This is a genomic window from Nitrosomonas sp. ANs5, from assembly GCF_050584665.1.
Lineage (GTDB): Bacteria > Pseudomonadota > Gammaproteobacteria > Burkholderiales > Nitrosomonadaceae > Nitrosomonas.
This window is the reverse complement of sequence record NZ_JBEUDO010000023.1, coordinates 13,016-25,196: the sequence shown is the minus strand read 5'-3', so window position 1 is coordinate 25,196 and position 12,181 is coordinate 13,016. Positions and strand designations below refer to the sequence as shown.

General features: G+C 51.9%; 10 protein-coding genes. 4 read left to right on the top strand and 6 right to left on the bottom strand.

The annotated features are described in order from the left end of the window. Positions 1-18 precede the first annotated feature (18 nt). The 3 genes from ABTW62_RS07380 to ABTW62_RS07370 form a co-directional block, all read right to left on the bottom strand. Positions 19-1,113, bottom strand: a complete 1,095-nt coding sequence (locus ABTW62_RS07380; protein WP_430903953.1) for a porin — start codon at positions 1,111-1,113, stop codon at positions 19-21. Between the two features lie 113 nt (positions 1,114-1,226). Further along, entirely contained in the window at positions 1,227-1,919 is a 693-nt protein-coding gene (locus tag ABTW62_RS07375) for a response regulator (protein ID WP_430903952.1), read from the bottom strand. After that, positions 1,916-4,834: a potassium transporter TrkG gene (locus ABTW62_RS07370; protein WP_430903951.1), complete on the bottom strand. Its 2,919-nt coding sequence runs from the start codon at positions 4,832-4,834 to the stop codon at positions 1,916-1,918. Before ABTW62_RS07370 ends, ABTW62_RS07375 begins: the two co-directional genes overlap by 4 nt. 170 nt (positions 4,835-5,004) lie before the next feature. Between ABTW62_RS07370 and ABTW62_RS07365 the strand changes: the two genes are divergently transcribed. Beyond that, positions 5,005-6,324 (top strand): cryptochrome/photolyase family protein, encoded by a 1,320-nt coding sequence (locus ABTW62_RS07365; RefSeq protein ID WP_430903950.1) that lies wholly within the window; start codon positions 5,005-5,007, stop codon positions 6,322-6,324. A 35-nt stretch (positions 6,325-6,359) separates the two neighbouring features. Here the strand turns inward: ABTW62_RS07365 and ABTW62_RS07360 are convergent, their stop codons facing one another. Both ABTW62_RS07360 and ABTW62_RS07355 read right to left on the bottom strand, forming a co-directional pair. Further along, a complete protein-coding gene (locus tag ABTW62_RS07360) occupies positions 6,360-8,081 on the bottom strand; it encodes an EAL domain-containing protein (RefSeq protein WP_430903949.1) in 1,722 nt (573 codons plus the stop codon). 101 nt (positions 8,082-8,182) lie between these two features. Then, positions 8,183-8,902: an EI24 domain-containing protein gene (locus ABTW62_RS07355; protein ID WP_430903948.1), complete on the bottom strand. Its 720-nt coding sequence runs from the start codon at positions 8,900-8,902 to the stop codon at positions 8,183-8,185. Positions 8,903-9,257: 355 nt separating this feature from the next. On the opposite strand from ABTW62_RS07355, the gene ABTW62_RS07350 reads away from it, so the two are divergent. The 3 genes from ABTW62_RS07350 (at position 9,258) to ABTW62_RS07340 (ending at position 10,772) form a co-directional block, all read left to right on the top strand. Then, the gene (locus ABTW62_RS07350; protein ID WP_430903947.1) at positions 9,258-9,806 is read left to right on the top strand and encodes a hypothetical protein; all 549 of its coding nucleotides are present in this window, start codon (positions 9,258-9,260) and stop codon (positions 9,804-9,806) included. Between the two features lie 14 nt (positions 9,807-9,820). Next, positions 9,821-10,366: a hypothetical protein gene (locus ABTW62_RS07345; RefSeq protein WP_430903946.1), complete on the top strand. Its 546-nt coding sequence runs from the start codon at positions 9,821-9,823 to the stop codon at positions 10,364-10,366. Between the two features lie 169 nt (positions 10,367-10,535). Further along, positions 10,536-10,772 carry a thioredoxin family protein gene (locus ABTW62_RS07340; RefSeq protein WP_430903945.1) on the top strand — a complete coding sequence of 79 codons (237 nt, stop codon included), beginning with the start codon at positions 10,536-10,538 and terminating at the stop codon, positions 10,770-10,772. Positions 10,773-10,895: 123 nt separating this feature from the next. On the opposite strand, the gene ABTW62_RS07335 is transcribed toward ABTW62_RS07340, so the two are convergent. Further along, the gene (locus tag ABTW62_RS07335; protein WP_430903944.1) at positions 10,896-12,179 is read right to left on the bottom strand and encodes an RsmB/NOP family class I SAM-dependent RNA methyltransferase; all 1,284 of its coding nucleotides are present in this window, start codon (positions 12,177-12,179) and stop codon (positions 10,896-10,898) included. Between the last annotated feature and the right edge of the window lie 2 nt (positions 12,180-12,181).

The window sequence follows — 12,181 nt, the reverse complement described above, 5'->3', positions numbered from 1 at the left end:
GAAGCACGCGCGCGCCACTCAAAACCTCACCGCGATCGAGCCGATCACCGCCATACTGTCCCGGGCCATTGTTTCCCGCCTGGGCAGCACGGCATCGTTGCTGCCCAGCCAGCGTGCTTCCATCCGGCATAGCATATGCCGGAATGCGGCGTAATCAATGTTCGCCGATAGACCGACGATGCCGAACCCTTGGCCGGTGTCTGGCGCGACAATGACGCCATCAGGGTCGGCATAATATTCTCCGCGCAGTGCAAGATGCCATTTGTCGGCGAATCGGTAGCGGACAATCGCGACGGGGATGAACCAGACATCATAAGCCGAGCTGCCCTTCGCGGTCTGTTGCATGCCCATATCGAAACCAGCGAACAGGCTCAACCTGTCCGTTGCCTGAAAAGTGCCATACCAGTTATTGAAAATACGCAGCCGCCGGTTTCTATCCGGATCATCCGTGCCGATGAAGGTGCTCCAGTTCAGAGAAAGTCGCTCATCCAGGGTATAGGTCACCTGCGTGCCAACGCCTGGCAACGAGTTGCCGGCAGCCGGTCTGATTCTTTGCCAGCCACTGACGACCAGGGCCGCGAACTGCCAGTTAGAGCTCGCATCCCAGCTCAGGCGTGCGCCTGCCAGGTAATAGGGTGAATTCTCTGCGGCAAGCGAACGCGTCAGGGTGGGGTTGTCTGCCGAAATCGCGCTTTCAAACCCGATATGGGAGGGCATCACACCGATGTCCAGCCAGAGACTGCTGCGCTGATTAAGGGCCACGCCAATATTGGCAGCATATACATGCCGCAATAATTTGGGTTCATGCGCCAGATTGCGCTGCGCATAGGTGCCACCCATCAAGCCGAGATTGGCGCGATACCGGTCCTGGTCGAGATGCAACTGGAGCAGGGCCAGATTGGCATGAATCTTGTTATGACGGTGATGGTTGAACAGAAAATCGGGCCGCAGATTGTCGGCTGGCTGATTGAAATCGAATGTGTAATACATGTCCAGGAAACCACTCGCTTTCACTGCTGCATGCGGTGACAGGCCGGAATTGTCCTGGCAGATAACATCCATCGCCTGAAAGGCCAGCAGGAAAGCAGCCAGAAGGCGAATCGTGGCTCCCACATCAGACCTACCAGATACTGGCCAACCAGGCAAATGAGAATTGCTTCGATCAGCTATTGAACTTCTGTATTTAACGAAAAGAAACCGAATTTCGGCTAGCGTGGAATTGGCCATCAAGCTTGATCGATATGGCTGATAAAACGGTATCCGACACCCACTTCGGTTTCTATATAGCGCGGAGCAGTCGGATCATCACCCAGCTTGCGGCGCAGTCGGCCGATGAAAATACGCAAATAGTGGGTATCATGGCAATGATGCGGCCCCCAGATTTCCTGGAGTAGCTGCTGCTGTGTGATTATCCGGCCGGGGTAGCGAATCAGACAACGCAGCAATTCAAGCTCCTTTCTCGATAGGTGGATGTCTTGTTCCGCCAAGCAGACTCGCCGAGCCAACAGATCAATACGCAGATGGCCATCGTCATAACCTGTTGGCGGAGTATCGATACCTGTATAGGTTCTTAAAATGGAACGGATTCTGGCCAGTAATTCACCGGCACCAAAGGGCTTTTCGACATAATCATTGGCGCCATTATCCAACGCCATAATCTTATCGCGCTCTCTGTTGCGTACTGACAAGACAATGACCGGTCCCTCGAAGAACTCTCGCAAACACTGCAGCAACTGTTGTCCATCCATATCAGGCAGTCCCAAATCCAGAACAACCAGATCTGGTTGATGTAGTGCAGCCAACTGCAAACCGGTTTGACCATTGTCTCCTTCCAGCAGCTGATAGCCTTGGGAACCAAGGCAGATGGTTAGAAAACGACGAATTTGCGGCTCATCATCAATTATCAAAATACGCGTCATTTTTCTTCCTCCTCTTTCGGTTCGGGGAGGACACTACGTAACGGCAGGCTAAGGCGCAAGGTCGTTCCCTTGTCTGGTTCACTCTCCAGCACCTCAGCCCAGCCACCATGTGCGGCCATAATGCTGCGACAAATGGGTAAACCCAGACCGGTACCGCAAGAATATTGGTCACCATGGCTGAAAGTGTGGAACATATCGAATACCCGCTCATGATCAGCCGCAGCAATCCCAGGCCCGGCGTCATGAACATCAATATGCAACCAACCATTTTCATGTCTCGCACTCACACCAATGACTCCCTTGCTGGGAGAGAAGCGAACGGCATTCTCGAGCACGTTGAACAGCGCCTGCTCGATCAAAGCAGGATGTGCATGCAGCAAAGGCAAGTCAGGCGGGAGTTCGAATTTTAATTCAATATCTTGCAGTAAAGGTCGCACACGTCGAACCACCACGCTGACGATATCATCCAGACCAATCCAATCACGCTCCAGAGGCAGTTCACCCTGCCCAAGTCTGGCCATATCCAGTAGCTTCTGGATATATCGATCCAGCCGACGCGCCTCACTGAGGGTATTCATTAACAGTTCATTACGTTGGCTGGCATTCAGCGAACCGGCCAGATCAATCAAGCTGGACACGGAACCGATCATGGCCGCCAATGGTGTGCGCAAATCATGAGAAACCGACGATAACAGCGCGGACCTCAGCTGTTCGCGCTCTTTCTCCAGCGTTTCCTGTTTCAAAGATTCGGCCAGCTGGACTCTACTCCACGCCAGTCGTGCCAGGTTCACCAACACATCCAGCCGTTCGCGGTGCCAGGTATCCATCTGCTCGGTTGCCGATAGTCGTATCGCTCCAGCCAGTTCACCCTTGTTGCCACTGAAAATGACGGTAACGCCGGATTCGTCGCCATGCCATGTTACATCGCTCACGGCAATCGGACTTTGTAATTCTTCGTTTTCAAGCTGGCGAGCCTGCCAGTTAAGTGCTTCTCCCAGTTGCCCGGTGAAGGCTTTAATAATCTCGGGACCATCAACACAGATTGACAAGGCATTGGCGCAATTCATCTGCTGCCGACTCCAGCGCTCGCTATCGCGTAGCGCCGCAACCTGCTCGTTCAAGCGTGCTGCCAAATGACCAGTAATCAGAGCGACCATTACCAGCAGCAAAGCAGTCAGAATATCCTCCTGATGAAGCATCCGCAGAGAATAATATGGTTCGGTAAAAAAGAAATTGTAAGCAAGAAAGCTGACCATCGCGGAGAACAGAGCAGGCTTGACACGAGTGCTCACAGCCGTTACCAGTACTGCAGCAAGGTAGATCAACACCAGATCGGCAGCGGACAGCACCGATGCCAAGGATAGGGATGCACCCGTGGCAAGCATAGGCATCATCCAGGGAAGGCTGTATGACAAAATATTCTTACGTGACGGCCAGCTCATTTTTAACATGCTCCCCCTTCCTTCTCGGCCACGCCAAAAAATTGGTGTGAACAACACCATGATAGTCAGCAATTCCAAGCGGCCCAGCAACATGGCGAATGACAGCAACAACTTGGCTGTTTCGGGCAAGGATGCAAAATTGCCCGCCGGTCCTATGACGTCGCCCAAACCAGGACCAACATTCGTCAATGCGGTGGCAGCAGCGCTCAGGCTGGTAACCAAGTCCAGGCCCATCATGGCCAGAAGCAAGGTGATCACAGCCAGACATAAGAAAAACAAAAACGAAAACGCAATCACGGAAAGCGTGATGTCCTCTGCCACAGGCTTGCCATTATATTGTGTGACGAAGACTCCGCCAGGATGGATCAGCTTCCGGATCTGGTTACGCAAGAACAAATAGCTGAGCTGGAAGCGAAATACCTTCATGCCACCGCTCGTCGACCCTGAACAGCCGCCAATAAACATCACCACGAAGAAAAGTGCGATACTGAAATTTCCCCATAAAGTATAATCGGTGGATGCATAACCGGTCGTGGTAATGACGGACACCAAATTGAACGTTGATTGTGTCACCGCATCAAATAAGTCTACAGATTGCCAGCCAATCAAGTAACAGGTCAATAACAATGATGCCAGCATAACTGTCACTAGCAATCCCACCATTTGCTGGTTCTTCAAAGTCGACAAGTTCGGTTGTCGTACAAAGCTGATAATCACCGTAAACGGCAATGCACCGAGAACCATAAAAACGATGGCGATCCAGAGAATATGGCTCTCAAATCGTCCCATGGAACGATCATCCGTAGCATAGCCCCCGGTAGAGACAGTCGTCATCGCATGGTTCACTGCATCGAACAAGGTCATTCCTGCAAACCAGTAACATAAAAGGCAAGCAAGCGTTATACTGAGATAAGTAAAAACCAGCATGCGAGCCAATGTTTGGATACGCGGCATGGATTTATCCGACCAATCAGAGGACTCGGTCTGGAATAGTCGCATTCCACCAACTCGCAAGAAGGGTAGAATCGATACGGCCATTCCTATGACGCCGAGCCCGCCTAGCCACTGAAGCATGGAACGCCAAAGTAGCAAGCTTGGAGGCAGGGTTTCTAGTGAGCTCATAATCGTTGAGCCCGTAGTAGTAATTCCTGAGACCGCCTCGAACAGGGCATCCACAAAACCGATCTCGAAATCACTCAAGTAGAGTGGCAATGCACCCGCCAGTGACAACATCAACCAGCTGACGCTGGTGAGTAAATAGAGCTGTCGAACGACCAGGTTGAAACCGCTTGTCCTGCAGCCAAATACCAGGACCATCCCGACAATAACCGTAATGGCAGCAGAAAGCATGAAAACAGTCAACTCGGGATCACTCTGAATCCAAGCGAATATTCCTACGCACAACATTAAGCCTGCTGTGATTAACAGCAGGATACCGCAGACATAAATAACCGGCCGCAAGAAACTCAGCATTCAGTGACTCCTGAAAGAAGGACACTAGAATAATGAATGGATGCATAAATAAACGAGATACAATTTCGCTGGAAAGCGTAAATACTGCGTAAACATGGTATTAGTCTGCAGAGCCCAGTATTCAAAATACGCCGGGCCGCAAACCATACCACTATGGATAATAGCTTTGTATGGCCAAGAATTTGCCACCTGTCACCATTTTCTGGTTCAGAAGGGATCTGCGTCTGGAGGACAATACCGGATTGGTCAAGGCGCTTGCCACCGGGCATCCGGTTCTACCGATATTCATTTTTGATCCCAATATCCTGGACGGTTTGTCTCGGGATGACGCCAGGGTGACATTTATCTTCGATACCCTGCAAACACTGAAATCACAGCTACGGCAACCACACGGCAGCGATCTGGCGTTATATCATGGCCAGCCATCGGCCGTGTTCGAACAGCTTGTGCGCAGCTATTCCATTGCGGCTGTTTACGCCAATCATGACTACGAACCCTATGCCAGGCAGCGCGATGCACAGATAGGCGCCTTGCTCGGCCGCCACCAGGTTAAATTCTTCACGTTCAAGGATCATGTCCTGTTCGAAACCGACGAGATCGTCAAACAGGACAACCAACCCTATGTGGTTTATACCGCTTATATGCAGCGCTGGAAAACAGCCTGGCGTGAAAAGGGGTCCTGTACAGAAACGAGCTCACCAAACTGGGAAAATCTGCTCAAACATATTGCCCTACCCAGCTTGAGCCTGAGTGACATCGGCTTTAAGCGTGCTGCCGTCACGGTCCCGGCTGCCCGTACTGGACATGTATGGCTGCACGACTATCGTGATACCCGCGATTTTCCCGCACGCGAGGGCACCTCCCGGCTGGGCCCGCATCTGCGCTTCGGAACCATCAGCATCCGTAAGATCTTTCACAAAAGTGAGCAAGTCGGCGCGGAGGCTTTTTGCAACGAGCTGATCTGGCGGGAATTCTTCGGCCAGATTTTATGGCATTTTCCGCATACACCTGAAAGCTGCTTCAAACCACGCTTTGATCATATTGCCTGGCGCAATGACGAAAGCGAATTCAAGCACTGGTGCCAGGGCATGACCGGTTATCCGCTGGTGGATGCTGGCATGCGTCAACTCAATCAAACCGGCTTTATGCATAACCGAGTGCGCATGGTCACCGCCAGCTTTTTGTGCAAGCATCTGTTGATCGACTGGCGTTGGGGAGAAGCTTATTTCGCCGAAAAATTACTGGATTATGAGATGGCCAGCAATGTTGGCAACTGGCAATGGGTAGCTGGTTGCGGTGTCGATGCAGCACCCTATTTCAGGATTTTTAATCCGATGGCACAGGCCGATAAATTCGACCGGGATAAACGCTATATTCGCACCTGGATCAAGGATTTTAATACATCGAGCTATCCACAACCCATCGTCGAACATGCCTGGGCACGTAAACGGTGTCTGAATGCTTACCAGCGCGCACTGGGCGCATCTTGACCGGTTCATTCCGGTTTGCAAGAGGATCTGTGCGATCAAACCGTGCCGGTTTTACGTTGCTCAATCAGCGCAAAAAGCTTGTCTGCCGTAACCGGATAGCTGAACAGATAGCCCTGGGCATGATGACAACCGACTTTATGCAAAAAATCCAGCTGTGCCTGGGTCTCGACTCCCCCGGCTTCGACCGTCAAATCCAGGCTTTTTGCCAACGCAATGATCGCCGTCACAATGGCCGAATTATCGGAATCGCTGGCCATATCCCTGGCAAACGAACGGTCGATTTTAATGATATCAATCGGAAAGCGCCGCAGATAACTCAAGGATGAATAGCCCGTTCCAAAATCATCGATCGCAATCCTGACTCCCATTTGCTTGAGTTCATGCAGGGTTCTGATGCTGGCTTCTGCATCCTGCATCAGCACGGATTCGGTGATTTCCAACTCCAGCCGGTTAGGGTTCAGTTCGGTCGTATGCAGCACGCCTGCAACATGATTGATCAATTGGGACTGGTCCAGCTCGATGGCGGATATATTGACCGCGATAAAAATCGATTCGTGACCGATTTCCTGCCAGGCCTTTGCCTGTTTGCAGGCTTCGTACAAGACCCACTTACCGATTTCGATGATAAAACCGGTCTCATCGGCGATCGGAATGAATTTGTCCGGCATGAGCAACCCGAATTCAGGGTGGTTCCAGCGAACCAATGCCTCGGCACCGATAATCTCGTGGCTGTCAAGATCGATCACCGGCTGGTAATGCAAGACCAGTTCCTTGTTGTCAATCGCACGCCGCAACGACAATTCGAGATCCATTCTTTGCGATGAGGCTTCCCCGATTTCTTTGGCATAGAATTTATACGTGTTGCGCCAGGTTTCCTTCTTGAAAGACAGTGTATTCTCGGCATTGGCCAGTAGCATCTCAATATTTTTACCATCATCGGGATACATACAAATTCCCATGTTCAGGGTGACATAGAGCTCTAGGTTGTTGATGGTAAAAGGGGTTGCGGTCAGTCGCAAAATCTGGTTGGCAAACAGTTGCGCTTGGTGAACATTGGTCAAGCCGGCATGGAAAAAAGCAAATTTGCTGCCATCGATACGCGTCAGAATGCAATCCCTGTTGCTATAAATTGACAAACGATTCGCCAGCTGCTGGATCAGAATGTCGCCGACGCCAAAGCCATATGTGCTGTTGATGCGTGGCAAGCGATCGACATCAATGAAATAAACAGCAGAGAATGTGCCGTTTTCCCGCGCATTATCGGCGAGCAAGCTTGCAACCTTCTCGCAAAACAGGTTGCGCTTGGGCAGGCCAGTTAACTCGTCGAAATACGTCATGCGATAAATATAGCTATCGGCCTGCCGTTTTCTGCGCTTCAGGTCCATGTATTCCAATTCCCGATCAATCACCATCTTGAGGTGTACTGAATACCCTTTCTGGACACAATCACTCGCGCCATTGCGCAGCACGGAAAGCACGATCTGTTCATCAGTCACCGACGTATAGACAATAAAAGGAATGAACTGATTACTGGCCTTCAGCAGATCCAGTGCGCGAAGCGCATCGAACCCCGCCATCGAATGCTCCGAAACAATCGCATCCCAGCTGGATTCGTTCAATGCCGATTGGAAACCAGCCATGCTATCGACATGTTTGTATAGCAATTGTTTGCCGTTCCTGGACAGATCCTCGCATAGCCGATTCACATCCGCTTCGGAATGGTCGATGATCAAAAGTTTTAAATTACTATATGGCATTCTGTACTTTTCCCAAATGGTCGGTCTATGTGCTAACGGCGTAACGGGACAAAACTTTACACGCGGGAATCATTGGAAAAGCATGTGAATGCCGGTGTAGATCAGCCTGTTTGACGGCGCAGCTGCGACAGGCGCGCCAGTTCGAAATGTATGAAGGCCAGGGCGGTTAGGGTTGGAGCGAACAAGTTTATAAATGGTATGAATTGCAGCAGTGCCGTCAGAAACCCGAGTCCCCAGCGGGCGGGACGGTCCGCTGCCAGCAACTGCTCCAATTCGGACTGGTCGGCATGTTCACTCAGTGCATCATAGCAAAACAAGCGTTGATTCAGATACGCCGCCGCCAACAATGGTACCAGCAGACCAATGCCGACAAACCACAAGGGAAGGGTAACGGCCCAAATCATGATAAAAACAATCAGCGCCGAAATCATATGGCGCAGACTGCCGGCCACGGTTCCACCCTGCATCCGGACCATTGCCGGGTAATAACGCCTTGCCACAAAATTCACCAGATCCGACATAGCAAACATGGCGGTGATCACGAGGCTGGTGATCACGATCAAAATGATAAAGATGATCAGATTGAACATTGTTTCCACCCCTTCGGCGACCGCTTGCAGGCTGGAAGCCTCCAGCCAATCCTGCAGCTCGCTGACCGGCAACACCGTCAACAACCAGCCGGACATGGGTGTCCAGAAATACATGCCGATCACTCCCCAGAACAAACTGGCCGCCAGCAGCGGCCAGCTCCACAGCCATAACATACGGGGATTGAAAAGATTGATGGTCGCTCGCGCAAATGCATTCAAAAGTCCAGACATCCACAATTCCTTTAAATAGTTTAAAAATGATTCGTTCATGCGCGTGAAATCGCAAACAGAATTCGCCTGCCTGTTACCAGGTAACAGGTCTTCAATCTCACCCACTACGACTTGCACGCAAGTGAATAATATTAACCCGGATTTCCTCGCAGGCAACAGGTAGACAAGGTTAACATATTGTAAAAAAAGATAATTATCTCAATTATGGGATGTTCGCTGCCAGTCTCTGGCATGCATCGCAAGACGAAACTTCCAAAGCGGGTAGCCCGAACCTTCGTCGGGAAAGGTGGCCTAAATTTTCATTAAAAGGTAGCATGCAATTTGAAATAAGCTTGTCGTGAATAAGGAGCTGTATATGAAAAAGAACGGCTGGTTTTACCTGTCTTTGACACTGATGACCATGCTATGGCAGGATGCTTCATGGGCGGGGCACAGTCACAATCATAGATTCCAGCGCGCAAATCCGGGCTTTGCCCCTGGCCGCATAGCCGGAAGACCAAATTCCGCTTTTGGAACCGCCCGCCGGACCAGCGCCTTCGGCTATGGCGGATATTACAACTACCACACGCCCAGGACCCAATTTTTTGGCAGCATTACTTACGGGAGGCCGGCTGCTCCCTTTTACCGGCCTTATTACAGGCCCATCCATCGGCCCTATTACAGGCCTTTTTATGACCCTTTCTACTGGCCGGCCTACCCCCCTGTCTATCCCCCGATCGTCGTTGTGCCAGCCATGCCACCGGTTTATATTCAACAGCCGAGCGTCATTCAGCAAGCGCCCCCTGCACGGGTAACGTCAACGATCAATTATTGGTACTATTGTGAGAATCCGGCTGGCTATTACCCGGAAGTGAAAAGTTGTCCCGGCGGATGGATACAAGTGCCGCCGAGACCAACTCAATAATTCAGGAGCATGTGATGCAAAATATTTCCCGATCTATCGTATTCCTGCCCGTAGCGCTGCTGGCGGCATGCGTGCATGTGCCCTCCGGGCCGAGTGTGATGGTGTTGCCGGGTGCCGGCAAGAATTTCGATCAGTTTCGCGGCGATGATTTTCTGTGCCGTCAATTCGCCAGTCAGCAAATCGACGCGCAGACACCTAGACAAGCGGCCATCTCCAGCGGCGTGGAAACCGCCGCAGTAGGTGCCGCGCTGGGTGCCGCGGCAGGTGCCGCGCTGGGCGGCGGACGGGGTGCGGCCATTGGGGCAGGCACCGGCTTTCTTGGAGGCGGGCTGGCAGGTAGCGGCGCCGCACAGTCTTCCGGCATGATCCGTCAGGAACGTTATGACATCGCCTATATACAATGCATGTATGCCAACGGTCACCGCGTACCCGTCTCCGCGCAGCTGAGCGAAGGACTTGGTGGGCACACCCGTTACGATTACCCACCACCACAGCCACCCTCTGGACAATACATTCCTCCGCCACCGCCTGGAAGTCCGCCGGCCCCACCGCCTTATTGAGAACAAATATGGCATTTCACGTAGTATGTTGTAGAATGACTGATAACGAGAAAAACTGGCCGGGAATGTTTTGAGATTTGTTCAATCGCAATCAGGCGTTACCCGGCTCTCGTTATTCTTTACTCACATCAACATTTACATTTGCTTTTTGATAAAGGAGAAATTTCATATGGCAGCTAAAGCCATTTTCTACCATGCAGGTTGTCCTGTTTGTGTCTCTGCCGAGCAAACTGTTGCCAATGCGATCGACCCCTCCAAATACGAGGTCGAAAGCGTGCATCTCGGTACAGATAAATCCCGCATCGCCGAAGCCGAAGCCGCCGGTGTGAAATCTGTTCCCGCGCTGGTCATTGATGGCACCGCATTCCACATCAACTTTGGTGCCGGCATTGCGGACCTGAAATAACAGCAGTTACATGGGGCCATAACGGGGCCGTTGGATAACCGTTAGGCTATAAAAAGGGGCATGGCGCCCCTTTTTATATGGACGCCGAGTTCGCTCTTCCTGAAGGGATACCCGCTACAGTTTTTAGGATAAAGTGGGGGTGATTTTCGTATATTCAAGGGCGGCAGCAAAGAATCCATCGGTATTATGCTGCAACGGGGAAAGTTGCAAGAATTCTCCGGTCTCTGATGCTGGCAAGCGCAACTGCTGTTGCGCAAGCAGTTGCTGGCAATTCAGCAGCGAAAATTCGAGATGATCGGCCAGAAAATTTTTTACAACCGCTTGGTTTTCTTCCGGCAGCAGACTACAGGTAGCATAGACCAAGCGGCCACCAGGCTTGAGCAGCTTGGCTGCGGCGGCCAGAATGGCTCTCTGCTTCTGGATCAGCTCTTCGACGCTCTCGGGGCTGTGCCGCCATTTCAAATCCGGATTACGGCGTAATGTGCCCAAACCGCTACATGGCGCATCGACCAGTACCCGGTCAATTTTTCCTGCCAGACGCTTGAGCTTTGTATCCCGCTCGCTATCAATCCGTTGTGGATGCACATTGGACAGCCCTGAACGCTTGAGTCGCGGCTTAAAGTTGTTGAGCCGCTTTTCGGAAACGTCAAAAGCATACAAACGCCCGCGTGAATGCATCAACGCGCCGAGCAACAGGGCCTTGCCTCCTGCCCCCGCACAAAAATCGACCACCATCTCGCCACGTTTCGGAGCCAACAAGAAACCCAGTATTTGGCTACCCTCATCCTGTACTTCGATTTTGCCGGAGAGAAACAAGGGATGCCGGTTGATTGCCGGTTTGCCTGCCAAACGAATCCCCACCGGTGAAAAGGGTGTTGCATGTGCCTCGATCCCCTCCTGATTCAGGATGGCAAGCACCTCATCACGCTTGGCAAGCAATGTATTGACGCGGATATCGAGTGGGGCCGGTTGCTGCAAAGCCTGACCGAGACGAACGATCGCGTCGTCGCTCAGGAATGCCTGCAGCTTTTCGATCAACCATTCCGGAAATTCCGCCTGGATGGCAAGCGGCTGGGTCGCTGGTGACATGGCCTTTACTTGCGGAATCCATTTGGCTTCAGCCTCCCGCACCAAAGGAATCAATTCCCGCAAGTTCATGCCCTGATATTTGGCCAGATAAGCCAGTACCAGTTCACGAGCGGTTGCTCTCTCGGTGATGGCTTCCAGAAAGAGGCGATGGCGCAGGACACCGAATACGGTTTCAGCAATCATCGCTCGCTCATGCTGCCCCAATTGCGGATGATCACGAAAAAACTGGCGAAGCAGGGTATCTGCCGGGGCTTGCAACGGCAACACCTTGCGCATCGCCGCAATCAGGAAATCGAGCTGTTCGGGAGTCAGACGCATGG

Coding starts and splice junctions, on each gene's coding strand:
- ABTW62_RS07375 (WP_430903952.1), bottom strand. CDS start 1,919: ATGACGCGTATTTTGATAATTGATGATGAGCCGCAAATTCGTCGTTTT.
- ABTW62_RS07370 (WP_430903951.1), bottom strand. CDS start 4,834: ATGCTGAGTTTCTTGCGGCCGGTTATTTATGTCTGCGGTATCCTGCTG.
- ABTW62_RS07365 (WP_430903950.1), top strand. CDS start 5,005: ATGGCCAAGAATTTGCCACCTGTCACCATTTTCTGGTTCAGAAGGGAT.
- ABTW62_RS07360 (WP_430903949.1), bottom strand. CDS start 8,081: ATGCCATATAGTAATTTAAAACTTTTGATCATCGACCATTCCGAAGCG.
- ABTW62_RS07355 (WP_430903948.1), bottom strand. CDS start 8,902: ATGTCTGGACTTTTGAATGCATTTGCGCGAGCGACCATCAATCTTTTC.
- ABTW62_RS07350 (WP_430903947.1), top strand. CDS start 9,258: ATGAAAAAGAACGGCTGGTTTTACCTGTCTTTGACACTGATGACCATG.
- ABTW62_RS07345 (WP_430903946.1), top strand. CDS start 9,821: ATGCAAAATATTTCCCGATCTATCGTATTCCTGCCCGTAGCGCTGCTG.
- ABTW62_RS07340 (WP_430903945.1), top strand. CDS start 10,536: ATGGCAGCTAAAGCCATTTTCTACCATGCAGGTTGTCCTGTTTGTGTC.
- ABTW62_RS07335 (WP_430903944.1), bottom strand. CDS start 12,179: ATGCGTCTGACTCCCGAACAGCTCGATTTCCTGATTGCGGCGATGCGC.